General features: G+C 71.4%; 24 protein-coding genes. 12 read left to right on the forward strand and 12 right to left on the reverse strand.

Going from position 1 to position 25,242, the window contains the following annotated elements; genetic code table 11:
• Positions 1-58 precede the first annotated feature (58 nt).
• Complete coding sequence (locus tag ABT154_RS27825; protein ID WP_351860210.1) at positions 59-910, forward strand: NmrA family NAD(P)-binding protein; 852 nt, start codon at positions 59-61, stop codon at positions 908-910.
• A 77-nt stretch (positions 911-987) separates the two neighbouring features.
• Positions 988-1,725: a Mut7-C RNAse domain-containing protein gene (locus ABT154_RS27830; protein ID WP_351860212.1), complete on the forward strand. Its 738-nt coding sequence runs from the start codon at positions 988-990 to the stop codon at positions 1,723-1,725.
• A 24-nt stretch (positions 1,726-1,749) separates the two neighbouring features.
• Here the strand turns inward: ABT154_RS27830 and ABT154_RS27835 are convergent, their stop codons facing one another.
• Together ABT154_RS27835 and ABT154_RS27840 are read right to left on the reverse strand one after the other, a co-directional pair.
• On the reverse strand, positions 1,750-2,235 hold the full coding sequence (locus tag ABT154_RS27835) for a MarR family winged helix-turn-helix transcriptional regulator (protein WP_351860214.1): 486 nt from the start codon (positions 2,233-2,235) through the stop codon (positions 1,750-1,752).
• A 92-nt stretch (positions 2,236-2,327) separates the two neighbouring features.
• A complete protein-coding gene (locus ABT154_RS27840; RefSeq protein ID WP_351860216.1) occupies positions 2,328-2,888 on the reverse strand; it encodes a TetR/AcrR family transcriptional regulator in 561 nt (186 codons plus the stop codon).
• Between the two features lie 115 nt (positions 2,889-3,003).
• Between ABT154_RS27840 and ABT154_RS27845 the strand changes: the two genes are divergently transcribed.
• Positions 3,004-4,428 carry an FAD-dependent monooxygenase gene (locus ABT154_RS27845; protein WP_351860218.1) on the forward strand — a complete coding sequence of 475 codons (1,425 nt, stop codon included), beginning with the start codon at positions 3,004-3,006 and terminating at the stop codon, positions 4,426-4,428.
• A 28-nt stretch (positions 4,429-4,456) separates the two neighbouring features.
• On the opposite strand, the gene ABT154_RS27850 is transcribed toward ABT154_RS27845, so the two are convergent.
• A complete protein-coding gene (locus tag ABT154_RS27850) occupies positions 4,457-4,939 on the reverse strand; it encodes a hypothetical protein (RefSeq protein ID WP_351860220.1) in 483 nt (160 codons plus the stop codon).
• A gap of 75 nt (positions 4,940-5,014) precedes the next feature.
• Between ABT154_RS27850 and ABT154_RS27855 the strand changes: the two genes are divergently transcribed.
• Positions 5,015-5,350 (forward strand): YnfA family protein, encoded by a 336-nt coding sequence (locus ABT154_RS27855; RefSeq protein WP_351860222.1) that lies wholly within the window; start codon positions 5,015-5,017, stop codon positions 5,348-5,350.
• A gap of 68 nt (positions 5,351-5,418) precedes the next feature.
• On the forward strand, positions 5,419-6,183 hold the full coding sequence (locus ABT154_RS27860; protein ID WP_351860224.1) for an SDR family NAD(P)-dependent oxidoreductase: 765 nt from the start codon (positions 5,419-5,421) through the stop codon (positions 6,181-6,183).
• A 230-nt stretch (positions 6,184-6,413) separates the two neighbouring features.
• On the opposite strand, the gene ABT154_RS27865 is transcribed toward ABT154_RS27860, so the two are convergent.
• The gene (locus ABT154_RS27865; protein WP_351860226.1) at positions 6,414-7,607 is read right to left on the reverse strand and encodes an RtcB family protein; all 1,194 of its coding nucleotides are present in this window, start codon (positions 7,605-7,607) and stop codon (positions 6,414-6,416) included.
• A 174-nt stretch (positions 7,608-7,781) separates the two neighbouring features.
• Between ABT154_RS27865 and ABT154_RS27870 the strand changes: the two genes are divergently transcribed.
• From ABT154_RS27870 to ABT154_RS27880, 3 genes are all read left to right on the forward strand, one after another.
• Complete coding sequence (locus tag ABT154_RS27870; RefSeq protein WP_351860228.1) at positions 7,782-8,756, forward strand: DUF3558 domain-containing protein; 975 nt, start codon at positions 7,782-7,784, stop codon at positions 8,754-8,756.
• A gap of 121 nt (positions 8,757-8,877) precedes the next feature.
• The gene (locus ABT154_RS27875) at positions 8,878-9,618 is read left to right on the forward strand and encodes a DUF3558 domain-containing protein (protein WP_351860230.1); all 741 of its coding nucleotides are present in this window, start codon (positions 8,878-8,880) and stop codon (positions 9,616-9,618) included.
• Positions 9,619-9,738: 120 nt separating this feature from the next.
• The gene (locus ABT154_RS27880) at positions 9,739-11,049 is read left to right on the forward strand and encodes a DUF2637 domain-containing protein (RefSeq protein ID WP_351860232.1); all 1,311 of its coding nucleotides are present in this window, start codon (positions 9,739-9,741) and stop codon (positions 11,047-11,049) included.
• A 99-nt stretch (positions 11,050-11,148) separates the two neighbouring features.
• Here ABT154_RS27880 and lysS read toward each other — a convergent pair whose 3' ends face one another.
• Positions 11,149-12,873, reverse strand: coding sequence for a lysine--tRNA ligase (gene lysS, locus ABT154_RS27885; protein WP_351860234.1), 1,725 nt, complete (start codon positions 12,871-12,873; stop codon positions 11,149-11,151).
• Between the two features lie 216 nt (positions 12,874-13,089).
• Here lysS and argS point away from each other — a divergent pair, with 216 nt between their 5' ends.
• Positions 13,090-14,859, forward strand: coding sequence for an arginine--tRNA ligase (argS, locus tag ABT154_RS27890; RefSeq protein WP_351860236.1), 1,770 nt, complete (start codon positions 13,090-13,092; stop codon positions 14,857-14,859).
• 51 nt (positions 14,860-14,910) lie between these two features.
• Here argS and ABT154_RS27895 read toward each other — a convergent pair whose 3' ends face one another.
• Entirely contained in the window at positions 14,911-15,180 is a 270-nt protein-coding gene (locus tag ABT154_RS27895; RefSeq protein WP_317874890.1) for a DUF1876 domain-containing protein, read from the reverse strand.
• Between the two features lie 113 nt (positions 15,181-15,293).
• Between ABT154_RS27895 and ABT154_RS27900 the strand changes: the two genes are divergently transcribed.
• Positions 15,294-16,070 carry a DUF4253 domain-containing protein gene (locus ABT154_RS27900; RefSeq protein ID WP_351860238.1) on the forward strand — a complete coding sequence of 259 codons (777 nt, stop codon included), beginning with the start codon at positions 15,294-15,296 and terminating at the stop codon, positions 16,068-16,070.
• A gap of 141 nt (positions 16,071-16,211) precedes the next feature.
• On the opposite strand, the gene hemB is transcribed toward ABT154_RS27900, so the two are convergent.
• The 6 genes from hemB to ABT154_RS27930 form a co-directional block, all read right to left on the reverse strand.
• Positions 16,212-17,216 carry a porphobilinogen synthase gene (gene hemB, locus ABT154_RS27905; RefSeq protein WP_351860239.1) on the reverse strand — a complete coding sequence of 335 codons (1,005 nt, stop codon included), beginning with the start codon at positions 17,214-17,216 and terminating at the stop codon, positions 16,212-16,214.
• A 164-nt stretch (positions 17,217-17,380) separates the two neighbouring features.
• On the reverse strand, positions 17,381-19,051 hold the full coding sequence (locus ABT154_RS27910; RefSeq protein ID WP_351860241.1) for a bifunctional uroporphyrinogen-III C-methyltransferase/uroporphyrinogen-III synthase: 1,671 nt from the start codon (positions 19,049-19,051) through the stop codon (positions 17,381-17,383).
• Entirely contained in the window at positions 19,048-20,034 is a 987-nt protein-coding gene (hemC, locus tag ABT154_RS27915; RefSeq protein WP_351860243.1) for a hydroxymethylbilane synthase, read from the reverse strand. Before hemC ends, ABT154_RS27910 begins: the two co-directional genes overlap by 4 nt.
• Positions 20,031-21,386 (reverse strand): glutamyl-tRNA reductase, encoded by a 1,356-nt coding sequence (locus ABT154_RS27920; protein ID WP_351860245.1) that lies wholly within the window; start codon positions 21,384-21,386, stop codon positions 20,031-20,033. Before ABT154_RS27920 ends, hemC begins: the two co-directional genes overlap by 4 nt.
• Complete coding sequence (locus ABT154_RS27925) at positions 21,383-22,210, reverse strand: redox-sensing transcriptional repressor Rex (protein WP_351860247.1); 828 nt, start codon at positions 22,208-22,210, stop codon at positions 21,383-21,385. Before ABT154_RS27925 ends, ABT154_RS27920 begins: the two co-directional genes overlap by 4 nt.
• 272 nt (positions 22,211-22,482) lie before the next feature.
• Positions 22,483-22,761: a glutaredoxin family protein gene (locus ABT154_RS27930; RefSeq protein ID WP_351860249.1), complete on the reverse strand. Its 279-nt coding sequence runs from the start codon at positions 22,759-22,761 to the stop codon at positions 22,483-22,485.
• Positions 22,762-22,853: 92 nt separating this feature from the next.
• On the opposite strand from ABT154_RS27930, the gene ABT154_RS27935 reads away from it, so the two are divergent.
• Together ABT154_RS27935 and ABT154_RS27940 are read left to right on the forward strand one after the other, a co-directional pair.
• Positions 22,854-23,810, forward strand: coding sequence for an HAD family hydrolase (locus ABT154_RS27935; protein WP_332435174.1), 957 nt, complete (start codon positions 22,854-22,856; stop codon positions 23,808-23,810).
• Positions 23,811-24,228: 418 nt separating this feature from the next.
• Positions 24,229-25,014, forward strand: coding sequence for an ECF subfamily RNA polymerase sigma factor, BldN family (locus ABT154_RS27940; RefSeq protein WP_351860252.1), 786 nt, complete (start codon positions 24,229-24,231; stop codon positions 25,012-25,014).
• Positions 25,015-25,242 lie beyond the last annotated feature (228 nt).

Raw genomic sequence — 25,242 nt, forward strand, 5'->3', positions numbered from 1 at the left:
ATGCGCCACGCAGCGGAATCCGCCTGCCGCTGCCTCCACCTCCGGAAGGACCGTTCCCATGACCGTTCTCGTCACCGGCAGCCGTGGCCGCGTCGCCTCCACCCTGCTCGGGCTGCTCGCCACCGCGGGCATCGAGGCCAGAGCGGGCTCCAGGAACCCTGCGGACCTCTCCCCACCGCCCGGGGTGGAAACCGTGCACTGCGACCTCGCCGATCCGGCCACCTTCGACGCCGCACTGGACGGCGCCGGCTCCGTCTTCCTCTACGCCGAGGCCACCCACGCCGAGGCCTTCGCCGACCGGGCCCGCGCCGCCGGCGTCGAGCACGTCGTCCTCCTCTCCTCCAGCTCCGTCCTCGCCCCGGACGCCGAGGAGAACCCGATCGCCGCCTCCCACCTCACTGCCGAGCGCGCCCTCTCCGCCGCCGCGGAGGCCGGAGCCTTCCGGGCCACCCACCTCCGGCCGGGCGCGTTCGCCACCAACACCCTGCAATGGGTCCACTCGCTCAGGGAAGGACGGGGACCCGCCCTGCCCCACCCCGACACGTACGGGGACCCGATCCACGAGCGCGATGTCGCCGAAGCCGCCTTCGCGGTGCTCACCGAGCCCCGGCTGCGGGGCTCCTCGTATCCGCTGACGGGTCCCGAGTCGCTGACGTTCGTCGAGCAGCTGGCGATCCTCGCCGCGGTGACGGGACGGCCCGCTCCCCACACGGTGGTGACGCCCGAGCAGTGGAAGGACTCCGTCGCCGCCTACCTACCGGAGGCCTTCGCCGACGCCCTGCTGTCCTACTGGGCCGCGCACGACGGCCGGCCGACCCCCGTGACCCGCACCGTCGAGGAACTCACCGGCCGCCCCGCCCGCACCTTCGCCCAGTGGGTCACCGACCACGAGGAGGCCTTCCGCCCCTGACCCCGCCCACCGCACCGGGGCCCCGCCCGCGACGAATTCCCTGGCCACCCCGTCCGCCCCGGTGCCATCCTGTCCCCGTGAACGGACCGGAGATCCACATCAGTTTCGCCCCCGGCCTGGGGCTGTTCGTCGCTGCGGACCGCCGCTCGGGCGCGACGCCCCTCACCACCGACGGCACTTCCTCCCTCGGCCATGTCGTGGAGTCCCTCGGCGTGCCGCTGACCGAGGCCGGGCGACTCCTGGTCGACGGGCGGCCCGTCGACACGTCGCACGTCCCGGCGGCGGGCGAGACGGTCGAGGTGGAGAGCGTCGCCCGCCCGCAGCCGGTGCCGGGCGCCCCGCTCCGGTTCCTGCTCGACGTGCACCTCGGCACGCTGGCCAGGCGGCTGCGCCTGCTCGGGGTGGACGCCGCCTACGAGAGCGAGGACATCGGCGACCGCGCCCTCGCCGCGCTCTCGGCCCGGGACCGGCGCGTGATGCTCTCGCGGGACCGCGGTCTGCTCCGCCGCCGCGAACTGTGGGCGGGTGCCTACGTCTACAGCGACCGGCCGGAGGACCAGCTCCGGGACGTCCTGGAGCGCTTCGCCCCGCCGCTCGCCCCCTGGACGCGCTGCACCGCGTGCAACGGAGAGCTGAGCGGCGCCGACAAGGACGCGGTCCGCGAGCGCCTGGAGCGGGGCACCGAGAAGACGTACGACGTGTTCGCCGAATGCGTCGAGTGCGGCAGGGTCTACTGGCGCGGCGCGCACCACCACCGCCTGGAGACGATCGTCTCCGACGCGGTACGGGAGTTCGGCGGGACCGCGGCCGGCTGATGAGGACGGCCGGTCCGCTCCCGGTCAGCCGAGGTCGCCGCCGCGCAGGCGCTCGATCTGGGCGGCGCTGACCTCGACGGTCCGCCGCATATGGGCGATGAGCAGGGCCAGCTCGGCGTCGCTGTAGACGTCGAACATCGTGCCCCAGGCGCCGTTGAGCTTGCGCCACAGGGCGCCGAGCTCCGCGATCCGTCCGGGCACGAGCGCGACGAGGACCCGGCGGCGGTCCTCGGTGTCGCGTTCGCGCGTCACATAGCCGGACCGTTCGAGGCGGTCGACGAGCCGGGTGGCCGAGCCCGTGGTGAGACCGGTCAGTTCGGCGACCCGGCCGGTGGTCACCGGCGCCTCTTCCAGGCTGAGCAGGTTCAGGCACTGCACATCGGTCGGGTGGAGCCCCAGATGGTCGGCGACGGCCTGGTTGAACAGGGCGTACGCGGCCATGTAGCGGCGGGCCTCCCCGAACAGCTCGGTCATCAGGGCGTCGCGCCGGACGGAACTCTTCTGCGGCATGCAGAGAGTGTACGAACCAGGCACCGTCCGCACGGGCCCGCGCCGGGCCCCACTCGCACCGGCCCGCGCGCCACCCCTCAGGACGACACCCCTCAGGGCGCCTCGGCGGTGAGATAGCGCTGCACGGTCGGGCCGAGCCAGGCCACGATCTCCTCGGGGGACATCTCGACGGCAGGCGGCAGCCGCAGCACATAGCGGGTGAGCGCCATGCCGAGGATCTGGGAGGCGACGAGCGCGGCACGCTGCGGGGCCTCCGCCGGGTCGGGGCAGACGCCCCGGGTCACGGGCCCGAGCTGCCGGGCGAAGATCTCCTGCATCCGCTCGGCCCCGGCCGCGTTGGTGACGCCGACCCGCAGCATCCCGGTGAGGACCTCGTCCCGTTCCCAGCGCTCGATGAAGTGGGTGACCAGGACGGCGCCGATGTGCCGCGCGGGCAGCGAACCCAGCTCGGGCAGGCCGATGTCGATCTCGGAGGCGGCCGCGAACAGGCCCTCCTTGTTGCCGTAGTAGCGCATGACCATCGACGGATCGATCCCGGCGTCCCGGGCGATGGCCCGGATGGTGGCGCGGTCGTATCCGTCGGAGGCGAAGCGCTCACGGGCGGCTTCCAGGATGGCGGCCCTGGTGGCGTCGGAGCGGCGGGCGGTCGTCATGTCAACGACTGTAGGCCAACGGGCGTTGACATTCCATTCGGGCCACCCCTACAGTTGCCAACAAGTGTTGACCAACAGTTGTTGGCCAACGGTCGTGGGCACCCTGGAGGCAGCCATGAGCACCACGGAGAAGACGGACACGGACGTACTGGTCGTCGGCGCGGGCCCCACCGGTCTGCTGCTCGCCGGCGACCTCGCCACCACGGGCATCGACGTCACCCTGGTCGAGCGCCGCCCGCACGGCCTCAGCAACATCACCCGCGCCTTCGGCGTCCACGCCCGCACACTGGAGCAGCTCGACGCCCGCGGCCTCGCGGACGAACTCCTCACCACCGGCACTACCCTGGACCGCGCCCGGCTCTTCGGCGCACTCGACCTCGACCTCACCCGGCTGCCCAGCCGCTTCAACCACCTGCTCGTCACCCCGCAGTACGAGGTGGAACGCCTCCTGGAGCGCCGCGCGGTGTCCGCCGGGGTCACCTTCCGGTACGGGACGGAGCTGCACGGCCTGCGCCAGGACGCCGGCACGGTCACCGCGGAGCTCACCGACCCCGACGGGGCCCCACTCACCCTCACCGCCCGCCATCTGGTCGGCGCGGACGGGGTCCGCAGCGCCGTCCGCACCGCCCTGGGCCTGCCCTTCCCCGGCGGCTCCGTGATCCGCTCCCTCGTCCTCGCCGACGTCCGCCTGGCCGAGGAGCCCGCCGAGTCGTTCACCGTCAGCGGCTCCGGCGACAGCTTCGCCTTCCTCGCCCCCTTCGGTGACGGCTGGTACCGGGTGATGGGCTGGAGCCGCACACGCCAGGTCGCCGACAGCGAGCCCGTCGACCTCGACGAGATCCGCGAGATCGCCCGCCGCGCCTTCGGCACCGACCACGGCATGCACGACCCCCGCTGGATCTCCCGCTTCCACAGCGACGAGCGCCAGGCGCCGGCCTACCGGGTGGGCCGGGCCTTCCTCGCCGGAGACGCCGCCCACGTCCACTCCCCCGCCGGCGGCCAGGGCATGAACACCGGCCTCCAGGACGCCGCCAACCTCTCCTGGAAGCTCACCGCCGTCCTGCGCGGCGACGCCCCCGACCCCGAGGCCCTCCTCGACAGCTACCAGTCCGAACGGCACCCGGTCGGCGCGATGGTGCTGCGCAGCAGCGGCGCGATCGTGCGCCTGGCGATGGCCCACACCCCGCTCACCCGCGCGGCCCGCACCCTCACCGCCCGCTTTCTGGGCGCGGTCCGGCCAGCCTCCGCCCGCGCCCTGGGCATGATCAGCGGAATCGGCATCGCCTACGCACCCCCGGCCGGCGCCGCCCGCCCCGCGGGGCGCCGCGCACCGGACGCCCGACTGCGCGAAGGCCGGCTCTACGAGTTGCTGCGCCGCGGCGAGTTCGTCCTGATCGCCCCGGAGGGCGAGCCGCCGGCCCTGCCGGGGACCGCCCCGGTCACCCCGGGGCACCTCGTACGGGCCAGCTGGACGGATCCGGCACGACGGACGGCGGTCCTGGTCCGCCCCGACGGCTACGTCCAGTGGACGAGCCGTTGAGCACCCGGCCCGGCTGCCGCCTCGGGCGTCAGAAGACGTACGGGTCGCCGGTGGCCAGCACGAGGACGCGGTGCCGGTCGTTCCTGGGGTTCCGGTCGGCCACCCCGTCCCGCCAGGCGGTGCTGATCTCCACGGTCAGCTCGTCCGGGAGACCGGCGGTCCGCAGGTCGAGCGCGAGCTCGCCGACACCTCCCGTGGCCGGCAGTTCGCCCGTCCGGCAGGACACCACCCGGTCACTGCTCCACAGACAGGCCGACGGCAGCTCCTGGCCGCCCGCCATCGACTCGGAGAAGGCGAGCCGGACGGTCGCCTGGCGGACATCGCTGGGGCCGAGGTTCTCGCTGACCAGCCGGACCCCGACCCGTCCGTCCCAGAGGGAGACATGACCGTGATGGGCCAGATCCGCCTCGGGCCCGACCACCGGCCCCACGGCACCGGCACCCGGGCCCGCACCCATCACCACGGCCGCCGCGAGAACGACCCCGAGCACACCCTTCCGCATCCCATGCATAGGGCCAAAATACCCACAGATCATCCCATATTCTGACAATCTGTCAGCCGGCGTGTCTCATGGGACGCTGCCCTCATGGTCACCGCCCGTTCCCTCGCCCTCTTCGTCCTCGCCGCCCTCTTCGAGATCGGCGGCGCCTGGCTCGTCTGGCAGGGCGTCCGCGAGCACCGGGGCTGGATCTGGATCGGCGGCGGAGTCCTCGCCCTCGGCGTGTACGGCTTCGTCGCGACCCTCCAGCCCGACGCCGAGTTCGGCCGCGTCCTCGCGGCCTACGGGGGAGTGTTCGTCGCCGGATCCCTCGCCTGGGGCATGGTGGCCGACGGCTACCGTCCCGACCGCTGGGACGTCATCGGCGCACTCGTCTGCCTCGCCGGAATGGCCTTGATCATGTACGCCCCGCGAGGTCGCTGACCGGCCCCCCGCCCTATCCTGACCGGGCGATCGACGTATTCGACCACCTGCGCGAGGAGCACCACGTCATGACTGCCCCCGGTACCCCCATCGCCGTCATCACCGGAGCGAGCAGCGGAATCGGCGCGGCCACGGCCAGGCAGCTGGCCGCCGCCGGCTACCGCGTGGTGCTCACCGCCCGGCGCAAGGACCGCATCGAGGACCTGGCCGCCGAGATCAACGAAGCCGGCCACCAGGCCACCGCCTACGCCCTGGACGTCACCGACCGCGCCGCCGTCGACGAGTTCGCCACCGCCTTCAACAGCCTCGCCGTCCTCGTCAACAACGCGGGCGGCGCCCTCGGCGCGGACCCCGTCGCCACCGGCGACCCCGCCGACTGGCGCCAGATGTACGAGGTCAACGTCATCGGCACGCTGAACGTGACGCAGGCCCTCCTCCCGGCCCTCACCGCGAGCGGCGACGGCACGGTCGTCGTCCTCTCCTCCACCGCCGGCCACTCCGCCTACGAGGGCGGCGCCGGCTATGTGGCCGCCAAGAACGGCGCCCGCGTCCTCGCCGAGACCCTCCGCCTGGAGATCGTCGGCACCCCGGTCCGCGTCATCGAGATCGCCCCCGGCATGGTCAAGACCGACGAGTTCGCCACCACCCGCTTCCGCGGCGACAGCGAAAAGGCGGCAAAGGTCTACGCGGGCGTGGCCGAGCCCCTGACAGCGGACGACGTCGCCGACACCATCACCTGGGCCTGCACCCGCCCCCCACACGTCAACATCGACCTCCTGGTGGTCCGCCCCCGAGCCCAGGCCTCGAACACCAAGGTCCACCGCGAGCTCTGACACGTCCGGGAGTTCGCACCCCCTCGTCGGCGCTCGACCGAAGCGGACGACCGCGAACTGCTGCGACTCGGCGACCCTGTCGCCGCAGCCACCACGCTCGACCGCACCGAGCAGAGCTGTTCCATGCGCCCGTGGCGTCCGCGTACTGGCCAGACACCAACACCTGCCGAGCAACCCGGCACAAGACCAATGACGGGGTGCCGCTGATGCGGCACCCCCCCAATTCGCTCTCAGCCCTTCACGCAGATGACCTGCTTCAGCTTGGCGACGACCTTCACGAGGTCCCGCTGCTGCTCGATGACCTGCTCGATCGGCTTGTACGCGCCCGGGATCTCGTCCACGACGCCGGAGTCCTTGCGGCACTCCACACCCCGCGTCTGCTCCTCCAGGTCCCGCGTCGTGAAGCGCCGCTTCGCCGCGCTACGGCTCATCCTCCGGCCCGCCCCGTGCGAGGCGGAGTTGAAGGACGCCGCGTTCCCCAGGCCCTTCACGATGTACGAGCCGGTACCCATAGAGCCCGGGATGATCCCGAACTCCCCGGAGCCGGCCCGGATCGCGCCCTTACGCGTGACCAGCAGGTCCATTCCCTCGTACTGCTCTTCCGCCACGTAGTTGTGGTGGCAGGAGATGACCTGGTCGAAGGTCACCCGGGCCTTGCGGAACTCCCGGCGGACGACCTCCTGGAAGAGCGCCATCATGACCGCGCGGTTGTACTTGGCGTACTCCTGCGCCCAGAACAGGTCGTGCCGGTAGGACGCCATCTGCGGGGTGTCCGCGACAAACACCGCCAGGTCGCGGTCGACGAGACCCTGATTGTGCGGAAGTTTCTGGGCCTGGCCGATGTGATACTCGGCCAGCTCCTTGCCGATATTCCTGGACCCCGAGTGCAGCATGAGCCACACCGAATCGGATGTATCTACACATAGCTCAACAAAATGATTCCCTTGGCCAAGGGTTCCCATTTGCGCGACGGCCCGATCCCGACGGAACTTCACCGCATCAGCGACCCCGTCGAACCGCGACCAGAAGTCCCCCCACCCCGACGTCGGGAACTGGTACAACCGTCCCGGGTCCACCTCCGTGCGGTGCAGGCCGCGTCCCACCGGGATCGCCTGCTCGATCTTCGAGCGGAGGCGGGACAGGTCGCCCGGCAGGTCGTTCGCCGTCAGCGAGGTCTTGACCGCCGACATCCCGCAGCCGATGTCCACACCGACCGCCGCAGGGCAGACCGCACCCTGCATCGCGATCACCGAACCGACGGTCGCGCCCTTGCCGTAGTGGACGTCCGGCATCACGGCCAGGCCCTTGATCCACGGCAGCGTCGCCACGTTCTGCAACTGCCGCATGGCACCGCCCTCGACCGTGGCGGGGTCGGCCCACATCCGGATCGGTACCTTCGCTCCCGGCACCTCGACGTACGACATACTCCCTCGATTCCCCCGAAAAGTCTGATAACGCAAAAACCGGAGCCAAAGCCCGTACAGGTGACAGCGGACCGGCATCAACAGCTGCGTGTGCGATAGACATTGTGTCCATCGGCCGGGTTCGCGCGGCAAACAGTTTTCGGGAAAGACTTCGGGAGAAGGGAGCCTGGGACCGTGCAGCGAAAAAGGTACGCCCCCGGCCGCACCGGGTCCGCGGCTCGCACCGCCGTCGCCCTCACCCTGGGCCTCGGCCTGGGCATCGGCCTCACCGGTTGCTCCAGCGGGACCCCCGCCGACGACATCGCCGTCGACGCCAAGGCCGGTCCCGCCGCGCCCGTCGCGCCCCCGGGCCGCTACCGCACCCTCTTCGAGCCCTGCGGCTCCGTCCCGCAGGCCGCGCTCAAGGACATGCTCCCTGGTGCCGCCGCGCTGCCCGACCCCGAGCGGGGCAAGGCGTACCGCGGCTCCGCCGCCGTCACGTACGACACCGACCGGCGCGTCGGCTGCACGTGGAAGGCCGACACCCCCGACACCTCGCACCGGCTCGTCCTCGACATCGAGCGGGTCGTCTCGTACGACACCGCCGTCAGCGACGACGACCGGGCGCAGGAGGTGTACGTCCGCAAGCAGCTCGCGGCCGGCATCCCCCTGCCCCTGACACCGAAGCCCACGACGCCCCCTGCGTCACCGAGCACGGGCACGGGCGCGGGCGACGGCAAGGGCACCCAGCCCGGCCAGGCCTCCCCCGGTGGCACCCCCTCGGACAAGGCTTCCACGAAGGCCGGGACGGCGAACGTCACGACGAACGCCGCCAAGGCCACCCCCGGCAACCCGGGCACCTCGGGCGCCCCGGACGTCCCCGCCGACACCTCCCCCGGCACCCCCACCCCCACCGCCGACCCCACCGGCCTCGAACCCCGCGTCCTCGAAGGCCTCGGCGAGATCGCGTACCTCGACGACATCCTCAGCAAGGTCGGGGCGAACGGCCATCAGCGCGTCGTCAGCGTGGTGTTCCGCACATCCAACGTCATCGTGACCGTCTCCTACCGGGAGCAGACCAACGGCTCCGCGGAGGCCCCGGACAGCAGGGAACTGCAGGAAAGGGCCCGGAACCTGGCCCGGCTGCTGGCCGAACGGCTGGAGGAGTAGCCGTTCGCCTCCGCTCCGTGAGCGGACGGCGACCACGTAACGTGTCGGCGTACCCGTGGCCCCACGCCGTGGCCGTACCCGAGACCACGCCGGACAAGTACGACAAGCGACTGAAGGAACCATGCAGCGAACCGCCCCGCGACTCACCCGCATACTCGCCTGCGCCGCCGTCCCGGTGATGCTCGTCGTCGCCGGCTGCTCCTCGGACTCCGGGGACTCCGGCGGCGCCGGTTCGACGGGGTCGAAGGACAAGGGCGCCGCGTCCGCCACCGCGACCCCCACACCCTCGCAGACGACGAAGACGGTCGAGCCGGCGAAGTTCACGGAGCTGCCCCAGGCCTGCAAGGCGATCACCGCCAAGACCGTCGCCGCCCTGGTTCCCAAGGCGAAGACCAAGGGCGGCACGCCCGCCCCCTCCAGCGACCTCACCAGCCGCAGCGGCTGCTCGTGGAACGGCCTGGACGACAAGGGCGTGAAGGGCTCGCAGTACCGCTGGCTCGACGTGTCCTTCTACCGGTACGAGTCGGACGCCTCCCTCGGCAGCGGCCAGGAGCGTGCCCAGGAGAACTTCACCAAGGAGCTCGGCAAGGTCCAGCGGACCGAGGGCGCCAAGAAGCTCCGCACCGCCCCGGCCCCCGGCGTCGGCGAGGAGGCGCAGGCGGTCACGTACCAGCTGCGCAAGACGAACGAGGACTTCGTCTACACCTCCGTCGTGGCGCGCACGGGCAACGTCCTGGTGCTGCTCTCCTACAACGGCGCCGGATACGCGGGCGCCGCCACCCCGAGCGAGGCCTCGATCATCAAGGGTGCGACGACGGCGGCCAAGGAAGCCGTGGCCGCGGTCGTCGCAGCCAACAAGTAGTCACAAAACAGCGCAGACAGGCCTGTCGGCGCGGAGCCCGTCCCTCCCCCGAGGGCCGGGCTTCGCGCACATGTGCCACTCTGTGCGCGCGGGATGTCGTTTGACGGGAGGGGATCGCGGGTGGCCGCGATGCAGCTGACACGCACACACCGAATACTCATCGGCCTCGTCATCGCCGGTGCGCTGATCATCGCGGGGATCGGTTTCGCGGGTTCGTACGCCGCCGTACGGGAGCTCGCGCTGCAGAAGGGCTTCGGCACCTTCTCGTACTTCTTCCCGATCGGCATCGACGCGGGTATCTGTGTGCTGCTCGCCCTCGATCTGCTCCTGACCTGGCTCCGCATCCCGTTCCCGCTGCTCCGCCAGACCGCGTGGGTGCTGACGGCGGCGACGATCGCCTTCAACGGCGCAGCCGCCTGGCCGGACCCGCTGGGCGTCGGCATGCACGCGGTGATCCCGGTCCTGTTCGTGGTGGCCGTCGAGGCCGCGCGGCACGCGGTGGGCCGGATCGCGGACATCACGGCGGACAAGCACATGGAGGGCGTCCGGCTGACCCGCTGGCTGCTCTCCCCGGTGCCGACGTTCCGGCTGTGGCGCCGGATGAAGCTGTGGGAACTGCGCTCGTACGAGCAGGTCATCAAGCTGGAGCAGGAGCGGCTGATCTACCAGGCGCGGCTGCAGGCCCGTTACGGGCGCAGCTGGCGGCGCAAGGCGCCGGTGGAGGCGCTGATGCCGCTGCGGCTCGCGCGGTACGGGGTGCCGCTGGCGGAGACGGCCGCGGCGGGCCTGGCGGCGGCGGGCATCGAACCGGCCGTGCTGCCCCCGCAGCCGCAGGCACCGGCGCAACTGCCCCAGCAGCCCCAGCCGCAGCTCCAGCCCCAGTTGCAGCAGGCAGCGCAGACGCCGCTGCCGCAGCAGCTTCCGCAGGGCCAGATGCAGGGCCAGATGGAGGGCGGCCCGGTGCAGCCCGAGGGTCCGGTGCAGCCCCCGAACCACGGCAGCCCATGGTTCCAGGCCCCGCAGCTGCCGTCGGAGGCGCACGAGACGGCCTACGCCCCGCAGTACGTCGAGGGCCTGGAGCCCACCCCCGTGGCCGTCCCGCTCGGCCCGGACGACCTCCTGGTCCAGGATCCGCGCCAGGAGCAGGGCGCCGAGGCCTTCCAGCCGTACCCGGAGTACGTCGAGGAGCTCCCGGCCGAGGAGCCCCCGGTGGACGACTTCCGGGAGGCCGCCTACAAGATCACGCGGTCGTACGCGGAGGAGAACCGGCAGTTGATCGCGAACGCGGAGCTCCAGCAGCGGCTCGCCGAGCACTACGGCCTGGCCGAGTTCCCGGACACGCACGTCGATCTGCTGAACCAGCTGGTCCCGGAGATCCAGGACCGCGTCCAGCAGGAGATGCAGGAGATGGCCGAGCACGACCCCGCCTGACCGTCCCGACGACGCAGGGCCTCACGCAACGCGTGAAAGGGGCCGCCACCCGGATCCGGGTGGCGGCCCCTTTCACATACTCACGTCACGCGCATGCGCTCACGCGCCGAGCAGCTTCCTCACCCGGTCCGCGCCCACCGCGAGCAGCAGCGTGGGCAGGCGCGGCCCGGTCTCGCGGCTGACCAGGAGCTTGTACAGCAGGGCGAAGAACGCGCGCTGCGCGAGCTTCAGCTCGGGCGTCGGCTTGGCCTCGGGGTCGAGACCGGCCAGCACCTTCGGGACGCCGTAGACGAGCGTGGTGAGCCCGTCGAGCGACCAGTGGGTGTCGAGGCCCGCCAGGAGGAGGCGGAGCGACTCGCGGCCCTCGTCGTCGAGGGAGCCGAGCAGCTCGGTGTCGGGTTCCTCGCGGACGATGGTGCGCTGGTCCGCCGGGACCTGGCTGGTGATCCAGTTCTCGGCGCGGTCGAGCCGCGGCCGGACCTCGTCGAGGGAGGTGACCGGGTTCTCCGGGTCGAGCTCGGTCAGGATCCGCAGGGTCTGCTCGTCGTGGCCGGCGGTGATGTCCATGACCGAGGCGAGCGTCCGGTACGGCAGCGGGCGCGGGGTGCGCGGCAGCTCGCCGGCGGCCGTGCGGGCGGCACGGGCGTGCGCGGCGGCGTCGGCGGGCAGCACGCTGCCGTCGGCGACCTTGGCCTCCAGCTTGTCCCACTCGTCGTACAGCCGCTGGATCTCCTGGTCGAAGGCGATCTTGAACGACTGGTTGGGCCGGCGGCGGGCGTACAGCCAGCGCAGCAGCGGTGCTTCCATGATCTTCAGCGCGTCGGCGGCGGTCGGGACGCCACCGCGCGAGGAGGACATCTTGGCCATGCCGCTGATGCCGACGAAGGCGTACATCGGGCCGATCGGCTGGACGCCGTCGAAGATCTCGCGGACGATCTGGCCGCCGACGACGAAGGACGAGCCGGGCGAGGAGTGGTCGACGCCTGAGGGCTCGAAGATGACGCCCTCGTACGCCCAGCGCATCGGCCAGTCGACCTTCCAGACCAGCTTTCCGCGGTTGAACTCGCTGAGCTTCACGGTCTCGGCGAAGCCGCAGTTGGCGCAGGTGTAGGCCAGCTCGGTGGTCTCGTCCTCGTACGACGTGACGGTCGTCAGGTCCTTCTCGCACCGCCCGCAGTACGGCTTGTACGGGAAGTAGCCCGAGGAGCCGCCGGAGCCGTCGTCCTCGCTCGCCGCGCCGGAGCCCTCCTCGGCCTCCAGCTCGGCCTCGTCGACCGGCTTCTGCGACTGCTTCTTCGGCGCCTTCTTCGTCCGGTACTGGTCGAGGATGGCGTCGATGTCACCGCGGTGCTTCATCGCGTGCAGGATCTGCTCGCGGTAGGTGCCGGCGGTGTACTGCTCGGTCTGGCTGATCGGGTCGTACTCGACGCCCAGCTCGGCCAGCGACTCGACCATGGCGGCCTTGAAGTGCTCGGCCCAGTTGGGGTGGGGGGAGCCGGCGGGGGCCGGGACGGAGGTCAGCGGCTTGCCGATGTGCTCGGCCCAGGACGCGTCGATGCCCTCGATGCCGTTGGGCACCTTGCGGTAGCGGTCGTAGTCGTCCCAGGAGATGAGGTGCCTGACCTCGTACCCGCGACGGCGGATCTCGTCGGCGACCAGGTGCGGGGTCATGACCTCGCGGAGGTTGCCCAGGTGGATCGGGCCGGACGGGGAGAGACCGGAGGCGACGACGACCGGTTTGCCAGGCGCACGTCGCTCCGACTCGGCGATGACCTCGTCCGCGAAACGGGAGACCCAGTCGGTCTCGGTGCTGCTCTGAGCCACGGTCGGTACGTCCTTCTTCCTGAGGGGTGCTGCCTGACGGCCCTACGTGAGCCATTCTCCCAGACGGAAGAGCGCACTCCGAGGTTGTCCACAGCCGGAGATCGTGTGCGGCCCGCCGTTGTCCACAGGCGGGGAAATCACGTTGCGCTCCCATGGGACACTTGACAAGCGATTTAGACCTCTCGAACTCACCGAACTCAACAGGAACGGAAGCTCATGGCCTCGGTCCCTTCCCTCGCTTCGACCGTGCAGCAGCGCCTCGCGGACGGCCTCTCGGCAGCCCTGCCGGAGGCCGCGTCCGCCGACCCGCTGCTCCGACGAAGCGACCGGGCCGACTTCCAGGCCAACGGCATCCTGGCCCTGGCCAAGCAGCTCAAGGGCAACCCGCGTGAGCTGGCGACCCGGGTCGTCGCCGCGATCCCGGAGAACGACGTCCTGGCGGAGATCGAGGTCTCGGGCCCCGGCTTCCTGAACATCACGGTCACCGACGCGGCGATCGTGCGGACCCTCGCGGCCCGCGCGGCCGACGCCCGGCTCGGCGTGCCGTTCAACGAGTCGGCCGGCACGACGGTCATCGACTACGCCCAGCCGAACGTGGCGAAGGAGATGCACGTCGGCCACCTCCGCTCCGCCGTGATCGGCGCCGCGATGGTCGAGATCCTGGAGTTCACCGGTGAGAGCGTGGTCCGCCGCCACCACATCGGCGACTGGGGCACCCAGTTCGGCATGCTCATCCAGTTCCTGATCGAGCACCCGCACGAGCTGGACCACAAGGCCGAGGACGGCATCGAGGTCTCCGGTGAGGAGGCCATGTCGAACCTGAACCGGCTCTACAAGGCCTCGCGCGCCCTCTTCGACTCCGACGAGGAGTTCAAGACGCGGGCCCGCGCGCGCGTCGTCGACCTCCAGGCCGGTGACGAGGAGACCCTCGCGCTGTGGCAGCGGTTCGTCGACGAGTCGAAGATCTACTTCTACTCGGTCTTCGACAAGCTCGACATGGACATCCGGGACGCCGACGTCGTCGGCGAGTCCGGCTACAACGAGATGCTGGCGGAGACCTGCCGCATCCTGGAGGAGTCGGGCGTCGCCGTCCGCTCCGAGGGTGCGCTCTGTGTCTTCTTCGACGACGTCAAGGGCCCGGACGGGAACCCGACCCCGCTGATCGTCCAGAAGTCCGACGGCGGTTTCGGGTACGCGGCGACGGACCTGTCCGCGATCCGCGACCGGGTGCGGAACCTCAAGGCGACGACCCTGCTGTACGTGGTCGACGCCCGCCAGTCGCTGCACTTCAAGATGGTCTTCGAGACGGCCCGCCGGGCCGGCTGGCTGAACGAGGACGTCAAGGCCGTCCAGCTGGCCTTCGGCACGGTCCTCGGCAAGGACGGCAAGCCGTTCAAGACCCGTGAGGGCGAGACGGTTCGGCTGGTGGACCTGCTGGACGAGGCGATCGACCGTGCGTCGGCCGTCGTCCGCGAGAAGGCTCGGGACCTCACGGAGGAGGAGATCTCCGAGCGGGGCACCCAGGTGGGCATCGGCGCGGTCAAGTACGCCGACCTGTCGACGTCCGCCGCCCGTGACTACAAGTTCGACCTGGACCAGATGGTCTCGCTGAACGGCGACACCTCGGTGTACCTGCAGTACGCGTACGCGCGGATCAACTCGATCTTCGGGAAGGCCGGCGACCGCAAGCCGCTCGCCCACCCGGAGCTGGAGCTGGCCCCGGCAGAGCGCGCGCTCGGCCTGCACCTGGACCAGTTCGGCGAGGTGATCGCCGAGGCGGCCGCGGAGTACGCCCCGCACAAGCTGGCCGCGTACCTGTACCAGCTGGCTTCGCTGTACACGACGTTCTACGACCAGTGCCCCGTCATCAAGCCCGAGCCGGCGCAGGAGGTCGCGGAGAACCGCCTCTTCCTCTGCGAGCTGACCGCCCGCACGCTCCACCAGGGCATGGCGCTGCTCGGCATCAGGACGCCCGAGCGCCTCTGAGGCCTCGAAGGCGGAGCCCCCGGCGCGGACCACCGCCCGGGGGCTTCGTCGTCAGCGAAGGTTGCGCGAGGTCCTGCCCGACACCTCGTCGATCTCCGTGTGGGCCTTCTGGAGCAGCTGCGAGGCCAGGTCCATCAGCGCCCGCGCGCCGGCGATCTCCTCGCCGACCCGCAGCTGGTCCGGGTCGGAGGGGTGCCGGTTCGCGGTGCCATGGGCCCGGAACTCGGTGCCGTCGGTGAGCCGGACCATCGCCGCGGCCCTCGTCCGGTCGCCTTCCTCCTGGAACTCCATCTCCACGTGCCATCCGACAAGCGTGTGCATCATCATGAGGACCACCTCCAGCGAGGTACCTGTCGGCTACCTCTCCAGGGTGCGCCGCCCGGTGCCGCCCCACCACTCGCCCCGTTGTCAGTGGCACCCCGTACGTTCTCGTCATGGCGATGATCCCGAACCAGCTTCCCCGGCTCGTGTCCGATCCGACCGGCCGTTCCCTCGGCCTCGACCTGCCGCCCGGCACTCTCATGGGCCCGGCGGACGCCCCGTATCTCTGGTCGGGGCAGGAGGCGGCGGGTCCGGCCGTCTGGAACGCACTGCGCCCGGCGGCGCGGACGGCGGGGCTGCTGCCGGTCCTGCTGGGCGGTAAGTGGGACCTGGACCGGTGGGAGCTGGAGCCGGAGCGGATGAGCGACCCGGCGGACCACGAGGCCGAGGAGGTCCTCGCGGAGTTCTGGGAGGCGAACGCCTCCGATGAGCTGCCCGGCGCCGGCGGCTGGCCGGGCCTGGCCCCGGCGCTGCCCTGCGACACGGATCCCGACGGGGCGGCGGCCACGGTCGCCGAGATGCTGACGGAGCCGGGGTTCTGGCTGGAGGACGCCCGTCCGGCGCTGGTTCCGGCGCGGCGCAGCGCGGACATACCGGCGGTCATCGGCTGGGGCGGGCCCCTGAACCACGAGAACGACGTCGCCCGGCTGTGCGCGGTGCTGCGCTCCTGGGAGGACCGCTTCGGCGCCCGGGTCGTCGCGCTCACCTTCGACCAGCTGGTGGTCTCGGTGGCGGCGCCGCCGCGCACGGCCGAGGAGGCCGAGGCGGTGGCGGCGGAGCACTTCGCGTTCTGCCCGGACAGCATCGCGCAGGGCCACCACAGCACCCTGCGGGACTACGCCCACGAGGGCCTGGTGGACACCCCTGTCTGGACCTTCTGGTGGGACTAGCCCTGACGGACCGGGGCTCGCGCCGCCGGCACCCGGCGAACCGGGCCCCGAACTGTCGGCACCCGGCGAACCGGGCCCCGGACCGCCGACAGGCGGCGGACCGGGACCCGAAGCATCGGAACGTTCCGGGCAGGCCCTCGCCTAACCCCGCCCGGCGCCCAGCTTCTGCGCCACCTCGGTGGCCCAGTACGTCAGGATCATCTGTGCCCCGGCCCGCCGGATGCCGGTCAGGGTCTCGAAGATCGCCCGGTCGCGGTCGATCCAGCCCTTCTCGGCGGCGGCCTCGACCATCGCGTACTCACCGCTGATCTGGTACGCGGCGACGGGCACGTCCACCGAAGCGGCGACCTTCGCGAGCACGTCCAGGTAGGGCCCGGCGGGCTTCACCATGACCATGTCGGCGCCCTCCTCCAGGTCGAGCGCCAGCTCGCGCATCGACTCGCGGAGGTTCGCGGGGTCCTGCTGGTAGGTCTTGCGGTCGCCCTCGAGGGAGGACCCGACGGCCTCGCGGAAGGGGCCGTAGAAGGCGGAGGAGTACTTCGCGGTGTACGCGAGGATCGACACGTCCTCCTTGTCGATGGTGTCCAGGGCGTCGCGGATCACGCCGACCTGGCCGTCCATCATCCCGGAGGGGCCGACGACATGGGCGCCCGCGTCGGCCTGGACCTGCGCCATCTCGGCGTAACGCTCCAGAGTGGCGTCGTTGTCGACGCGGCCCTCGGCGTCCAGGACTCCGCAGTGCCCGTGGTCGGTGTACTCGTCGAGGCACAGGTCCGACATGATGACCAGCTCGTCGCCGACCTCGGCCCGCACATCGCGGATCGCGACCTGGAGGATCCCCTCGGGGTCCGTGCCCGCGGTGCCCGCGGCATCCTTCTTCGCGTCCTCGGGCACGCCGAAGAGCATGATCCCGGAGACGCCGGCCTCCAGCGCCTCCACCGCGGCCTTCCGCAGGGTGTCGCGGCTGTGCTGGACGACTCCGGGCATGGCCTGGATCGGCACGGGCTCGGTGATCCCCTCGCGCACGAACGCGGGGAGGATCAGATCGGCGGGATGCAGCCGCGTCTCGGCCACCATCCGCCGCATGGCGGGCGTCGTCCGCAGCCGCCGCGGCCGCGCCCCGGGAAAAGATCCGTACGAGTTCATAGGCCCGAGGCTACGCCCGAACAAACAGTGGTTTTACCGACACGGTGTTGCCGCCCCGTCACTCGGCCCCGTCCCCCCGCCCCGTACACGCAGAAGGGCGGGACCCGTAAAAGGTCCCGCCCCTCGAAGCACACCGCGCCGCCACGTCCGACGGCACCGCGCCGCTATGTCGTACGACGCCTCCGCGCCCCCGGCCGCCGCTCGCTCGGCCGCGTCACCGGATCGCCCGCCTCGAGGGCCGACTCCCGGCGCCGCAGCCCGAAGTCCGCGAGCGCCTCGGCGAGCTTGTGCACCGAAGGCTCGGGCGACAGCACGTCCACCCGCAGCCCGTGCTCCTCGGCCGTCTTGGCCGTGGCGGGACCGATGCAGGCGATGACGGTCACGTTGTGCGGCTTCCCGGCGATGCCCACCAGGTTCCGCACCGTCGAGGACGAGGTGAAGAGCACGGCGTCGAAGCCGCCGCCCTTGATCGCCTCCCGGGTGTCCGCCGGCGGCGGCGAAGCCCGTACGGTCCGGTACGCGGTGACGTCGTCGACCTCCCACCCGAGCTCGATGAGGCCCGCGACCAGCGTCTCGGTCGCGATGTCGGCCCGCGGCAGGAAGACGCGGTCGATCGGGTCGAAGACCGGGTCGTACGGCGGCCAGTCCTCCAGGAGACCGGCGGCCGACTGCTCACCGCTGGGCACCAGGTCCGGCTTCACACCGAAGTCGACCAGCGCGGCGGCCGTCTGCTCGCCCACCGCGGCGACCTTGATCCCGGCGAAGGCACGCGCGTCGAGCCCGTACTCCTCGAACTTCTCCCGCACCGCCTTGACCGCGTTGACCGAGGTGAACGCGATCCACTCGTAGCGCCCGGTGACCAGGCCCTTGACGGCCCGCTCCATCTGCTGCGGGGTGCGCGGCGGCTCGACGGCGATGGTCGGCACCTCGTGCGGCACCGCGCCGTACGAACGCAGCTGGTCGGAGAGCGACGCGGACTGCTCCTTGGTACGCGGCACGAGCACCCGCCACCCGAAGAGCGGCTTCGACTCGAACCACGACAGCTGGTCCCGCTGCGCCGGGGCGCTGCGCTCGCCGACCACGGCTATGACCGGCCGGTGGCCCTCGGGCGAGGGGAGGATCTTGCCCTGCTTGAAGACCTGGGCGATCGTGCCGAGCGTGGCGTTCCAGGTCCGCTGCCGGGTGGTCGTACCGGCGATGGTGACGGTGAGCGGGGTGTCCGGCTTACGGCCAGCCGCCACCAGCTCACCGGCCGCCGCGGCGACCGAATCCAGGGACGTGGAGACGACGACGGTGCCGTCGGAGGCACCGACCTCGGTCCAGCACCGCTCGTCGGCGGTACGGGCGTCGACGAAGCGCACGTCCGTGCCCTGCGCGTCGCGCAGCGGGACACCGGCGTACGCCGGGACGCCGACGGCCGTGGCCACACCGGGCACGACCTCGAAGGGAATGCCCTCGGCGGCGCAGGCGAGCATCTCGGCCCCCGCGTTCCCGTCGAGGCCGGGGTCGCCGGTCACCGCACGAACGACCCGCCTGCCGCCCCTCGCGGCCTCCATGACAAGATTGGCCGCATCCCTCAACACGGGGACCCCGGCGGTTGTTGACGCCTCGTCAACAACCGTCAGCTCAGGCGTGCTCACCCCCACCCGCGCATGGCCGCGAACGACGTCGAGGACCTCCGGCTCGGCGATCAGGACATCCGCTCCGGCGAGGGCCTCGACGGCCCTGAGGGTCAGGAGTCCGGGGTCACCCGGGCCTGCACCGAGGAATGTGACGTGCCCATGGCCCGCGAAGGCCGGGGACAGCGGGCTGGTGGTCGGGCTGGTGGGGTTCAAAGTGCTCGCTCCCCCATAAGACCGGCCGCACCCTTGGCGAGCATCTCGTCCGCGAGTTCGCGTCCGAGCGCCATGGCCTCGTCGTGCGAGGTGGGTACGGGTCCGGTGGTGGACAGCTGCACCAGCGTCGAGCCGTCGGTGGTGCCGACGACGCCGCGCAGGCGCATCTCGGTGACAACCTGCCCGTGACCGGGGTCGTCGGCCAGCAGGTCGGCCAGCGCACCCACAGGTGCGGAGCAGCCGGCCTCCAGGGCGGCGAGCAGGGATCGCTCGGCGGTCACGGCGGCCCGCGTGTGCGGGTCGTCGAGCGCGGCGAGCGTGGCGACGAGCTCGGCGTCAGACGCCGGGCACTCGATCGCCAGGGCCCCCTGGCCGGGGGCGGGCAGCACGGAGTCGACCGACAGGTGGTCGAGCGACAGGGAGCCGGTGAGCTCCTCCGTACGGCCGATGCGGTTGAGGCCGGCCGCGGCGAGGACCACGGCGTCCAGCTCACCGCTGCGCACATAGCCGACCCGGGTGTCGATGTTCCCCCGGATCGGGACGCAGGTGAGCTCCAGGCCGTGGCTGCGCGCGTACGCGTGGAGCTGGGCCATGCGGCGCGGCGAGCCGGTGCCGACCCGGGCGCCCTGGGGCAGCCGGTCGAGCGTCAGTCCGTCGCAGGCGATCAGTACGTCGCGCGGGTCCTCGCGCTGCGGGATCGCGGCCAGCACCAGGTCGGGGTGCTGGGCGGTCGGCAGGTCCTTCAGGGAGTGGACGGCGAAGTCCACCTCGCCGGCGAGCAGCGCGTCACGCAGCGCGGCGACGAAGACGCCGGTGCCGCCGATCTGCGCGAGGTGCTCCCGGGAGGTGTCCCCGTACGTCGTGATCTCCACGAGCTCGACGGGCCGGCCGGTCAGCCGCCGGACGGCGTCGGCCACGTGCCCGGACTGGGCCATGGCGAGCTTGCTGCGCCTGGTCCCGAGCCTCAGTGCCCTCTCGGTCATACTCGCCCTCGGTTCTTGACGTCGGCGTCATTCAGGTCGGCCCGGCTGACAGAAGCCACCGTCTCCGGGTCGAGGTCGAAGAGTGTCCGCAGCGCGTCCGCGTACCCGGCGCCGCCGGGCTCGCTGGCCAGCTGCTTGACCCGCACGGTCGGCGCGTGCAGGAGCTTGTCGACCACCCGGCGCACGGTCTGGGTGATCTCGGCGCGCTGCTTCTCGTCGAGGTCGGGCAGCCGGCCCTCCAGCCGGGCGACCTCGCCGGCCACCACGTCGGCGGCCATGGTGCGCAGGGCGACGACGGTGGGGGTGATGTGGGCGGCGCGCTGGGCGGCGCCGAAGGCGGCCACCTCGTCGGAGACGATGCCGCGGACCTGGTCGACGTCGGCGGCCATGGGGGCGTCGGCGGAGGCCTCGGCGAGCGACTCGATGTCGACGAGCCGGACTCCGGGGACCCGGTGGGCGGCGGCGTCGATGTCGCGGGGCATGGCGAGGTCGAGCAGGGCGAGCGGGGTACGGCGGCCCCGTACGGCGGTCTCGACGTCCTCGCCGGTGAGGACGAGTCCGGTGGCGCCGGTGCAGGAGACGACGACGTCGGCACGTGTCAGTTCGTCGCCGACGGCAACCATCTCGACCGCGTGCGCGGTGACACCCGTGCCCCCGGCCTCGTTCAGGATCTGCGCGAGTCGCTCGGCGCGGGCCAGGGTGCGGTTGGCGACGACGATCTCGGAGACGCCGGAGCGCGCGAGCGTCGCGGCGGCGAGCGAGGACATCGAGCCGGCGCCGATGACGAGCGCCTTCTTGCCCTTGGCCCAGGTGTCGACGTCGGTGCCGTCGGCCAGCTGTTCCAGGCCGAAGGTGACGAGCGACTGCCCGGCCCGGTCGATCCCGGTCTCGCTGTGCGCGCGCTTGCCGACCCTCAGGGCCTGCTGGAACAGGTCGTTGAGGAGGCGGCCCGCGGTGTGCAGCTCCTGCCCGCGGGCGAGGGCGTCCTTGATCTGGCCGAGGATCTGGCCCTCGCCGACGACCATGGAGTCGAGCCCGCAGGCCACCGAGAAGAGGTGGTGGACGGCCCGGTCCTCGTAGTGCACGTAGAGATACGGGGTGAGCTCGTCCAGGCCGACGCCGCTGTGCTGGGCGAGGAGCGTGGACAGCTCGGCGACACCGGCGTGGAACTTGTCCACGTCGGCGTACAGCTCGATGCGGTTGCAGGTGGCCAGGACGGTGCCCTCGGCGGCCGGTTCGGCGGCGAGGGTGTCCTGGAGCAGCTTGGCCTGGGTGTCCGCCGCGAGGGCGGCCCGCTCCAGGAGGGAGACGGGGGCGCTGCGGTGGCTGAGACCGACGACGAGGAGGCTCATGCCGGCATCACGGCGGGGATGTCCCCGTCGGGTCCCTTGCGGCTGCCGCCCGCGGTGCCACGGGGGGCCGGCGGCGCGGCGGCAGGGGCGGGCTCCGCCTCCGCGCCGGTGGCCGGGCTCTCGGTGTTCGCGGTGTTCTCGGCGTTCTCGGCGTTCGACTCCTCGCCGGCCTTCCGCTGCTCGTGGAAGGCGAGGATCTGCAGCTCGATGGAGAGGTCGACCTTGCGCACGTCCACGCCGTCGGGCACGGAGAGCACGGTCGGGGCGAAGTTCAGGATGGAGGTGACTCCGGCGGCCACCAGCCGGTCGCAGACCTGCTGGGCGACGCCGGCCGGGGTCGCGATGACGCCGATGGAGACGCCGTCCTGCTCGATGATCTTCTCGAGGTCGTCGCTGTGCTGAACGGGGATCCCGGCGACCGGCCTGCCGGTCATGGCGGGGTCGGCGTCGATCAGCGCGGCCACGCGGAAGCCGCGGGAGGCGAAGCCGCCGTAGCCGGCGAGCGCGGCGCCGAGGTTACCGATGCCGACGATGACGACCGGCCAGTCCTGCGTGAGGCCCAGCTCACGGGAGATCTGGTAGACGAGGTACTCGACGTCGTAGCCGACCCCGCGGGTGCCGTAGGAGCCGAGGTAGCTGAAGTCCTTGCGCAGCTTCGCGGAGTTGACCCCCGCCGCCGCCGCGAGCTCCTCGGAGGAGACCGTGGGTACGGAGCGCTCCGAGAGCGCGGTGAGTGCGCGGAGATACAGCGGAAGCCGGGCGACGGTGGCCTCGGGAATTCCTCGGCTACGGGTCGCCGGTCGGTGAGTTCGGCCAGTTGCCACGGTGCTCCTGCGGGATGAGCGGGGCTGCAGGCGGCCATATGTCCCAAGACCGCCCCGTCGAATGCAGGCTATGTCTTTGTGAACGCGTGCACAAAGATGGTGTCCGTTTTGTCTGCCCAAAGTGACCGGGGTCACGCGGCTGGTTCGCATCGTCGTGGAACCGCGGAGCCCGTCAGCGCGTTGAGAACCCGAAGGGGGCAAAGCCGCACACTCTCCTCACGATGCCGCCCCCGAAACCCAACAAAACGTCCATGATGGTAACCGTCTTTCGGTCACACACCCAGTTCGCGCCGGAGCCGCCCCGCGTCCACGCGCCAGAAGGTGTGCTGCTCGCCGTCGACCAGGACGACGGGAATCTGCTCCCAGTAGGCCCGGTGGAGCTCCTCGTCCTCGGTGATGTCCTTCTCCTCCCAGCGTGCCCCGGTCTCCGCGCAGACGGCCTCGACGACCGCGCGGGCGTCGTCGCAGAGGTGGCATCCCGGCTTGCCGATCAGCGTCACGGTCCGCGACCCGGCGTCCTTCTTCTTCGTACGTCCGAACATGACGCCCATTCTGTCCCGATCCACAGGGGAGCCCCGCAGTGTTCACGCGCTGGCATCGTCACAAGTCGGGAAGTACCGAACAGACTGGTTATGCTCACGACATGGCCGCTCTGGGATGGCTCACCCCCCGTAGGCGCTCCGCCACCGCGCGCAGCGTCCTCGCAGGCGAGGCCGCTGCCGAGGCAGCGCGCAAGTCCTCGCTCCAGCTGGAACGGGAGCGGGAGGAGGCCGCGGCCACCGCGACCGAGGCCGAGACACCCGCAGAGCCCGAGTTCCCGGTCGTCGGCGACGTACGGGCTGCCGCCTTCTTCGACCTCGACAACACCGTGATGCAGGGCGCCGCGATCTTCCACTTCGGCCGCGGCCTGTACAAGCGGAAGTTCTTCCAGCGCCGCGAACTCGCCCGCTTCGCCTGGCAGCAGGCCTGGTTCCGGCTGGCCGGCGTCGAGGACCCCGAGCACATGCAGGACGCCCGCGACAGCGCCCTGTCCATCGTCAAGGGCCACCGCGTCTCCGAACTGATGTCGATCGGCGAGGAGATCTACGACGAGTACATGGCCGACCGCATCTGGCCCGGCACCCGCGGTCTCGCCCAGGCGCACCTGGACGCGGGCCAGAAGGTCTGGCTGGTCACGGCCGCCCCGGTCGAGACGGCCACGATCATCGCCCGGCGGCTCGGCCTGACCGGCGCGCTCGGCACGGTCGCCGAGTCGGTCGACGGCGTCTACACGGGCCGGCTGGTCGGCGAGCCCCTGCACGGCCCCGCGAAGGCCGAGGCGGTACGGGCCCTGGCCGGCGCCGAGGGTCTCGACCTCGGCCGCTGCGCCGCGTACAGCGACTCGCACAACGACATCCCGATGCTGTCGCTGGTCGGGCACCCGTACGCGATCAACCCGGACGCCAAGCTCCGCAAGCACGCGAAGGACCGGGACTGGCGGCTGCGCGACTACCGGACCGGCCGCAAGGCCGCCAAGGTCGGCATCCCCGCCGCCGCGGGACTCGGCGCGATCGCCGGCGGCACGGCCGCCGCGGTGGCGCTGCACCGCCGCCGCCACTGACGCCCCCGGCGCGCCATCGATCTGCCGATACGTTTCGGCTGCGATCATCTGCGACAACCCCGGACCAGGTGCCCTCACCCATCCGTGGTCGAACAGCACCGCACACGTCGACCACCAGGCAATTCGGGCTCCTTACCCCGCAGCGGCCCCGATCACTCACGCGTCCCGGACTTGAGCACAACGCATCTCCTGCGCAGTCAGACTCGAAAGCAAACCGATCAACAACTGGTCACGAATTGCGAGGAGATCCGACTGCAAGCAGTAACGGAACAGACGTAACCGGTGATTTGAGCAACTGGGTGTAGCGCTGCCTGTACGAAGCGTTATTCTCCTCAGACGCACAAAGGACCCTCGCGTCGCCACGACGAGTGAACGGTCCCGCACTGCACGTGATGGAAGCTCTGCCTCTGGGAGTCCCGTGTACCCACACGTCGGGGTTGACACCTCGGGCCTGGCTACGCTGCGCGCAACGGTCCTCGACCACTTGCGCGGCTTCGTCCCCACCGCGTACGCCGGCCCTGTCCCCGCCTTCGCCTTCGCCGCACCGGCACCCGCCGGCCCTTGCTATGCCCTGGCCGACGGCGGGGCCGCCGTGGGCAGACGGGGTGCCCGCTCCGGAACCTCGACCACCGCACGACGCCCGACCGCCGACAGCGACAGCGCCCGGATGATGGATCTGGTCGAGCGCGCCCAGGCGGGCGAGGCCGAAGCCTTCGGCCGCCTCTACGACCAGTACAGCGACACGGTCTACCGCTACATCTACTACCGCGTCGGCGGGAAGGCGACGGCGGAGGACCTCACCAGCGAGACGTTCCTGCGCGCCCTGCGCCGGATCTCCACCTTCACCTGGCAGGGCCGCGACTTCGGCGCCTGGCTCGTCACCATCGCCAGGAACCTGGTCGCCGACCACTTCAAGTCCAGCCGCTTCCGCCTGGAAGTCACCACCGGCGAAATGCTCGACGCCAACGAGGTAGAGCGCAGCCCGGAGGACTCCGTCCTGGAGTCCCTCTCCAACGCCGCCCTCCTCGACGCGGTCCGCCGCCTCAACCCCCAGCAGCAGGAGTGCGTGACCCTGCGCTTCCTCCAAGGCCTCTCGGTCGCCGAGACCGCCCGCGTCATGGGGAAGAACGAGGGAGCGATCAAGACCCTCCAGTACCGGGCCGTACGCACCCTGGCCCGACTCCTCCCGGACGACGCCCGCTGACCGGTACGCGCCCCCCACACGCGCCCCCGGACGCCGGTCCGCGCTCTCGCCACCACCTTTCCCCCCACTTCCCCACGACCCCCGCCCAACTCACAGTCGGTGACGCCTCGATGACGCACTGGTCCGATCATCTTTCGCGCGTAACCCAAGTGCCGCGCCGCTCGTTGTGCGGGATGCAGGCTCCCTGTGGACACGCCATGTCCGCAGCCACTCACTCGTTCGTGTGGA

It is taken from the genome of Streptomyces sp. NPDC001728 (genome assembly GCF_040297565.1).
Lineage (GTDB): Bacteria > Actinomycetota > Actinomycetes > Streptomycetales > Streptomycetaceae > Streptomyces.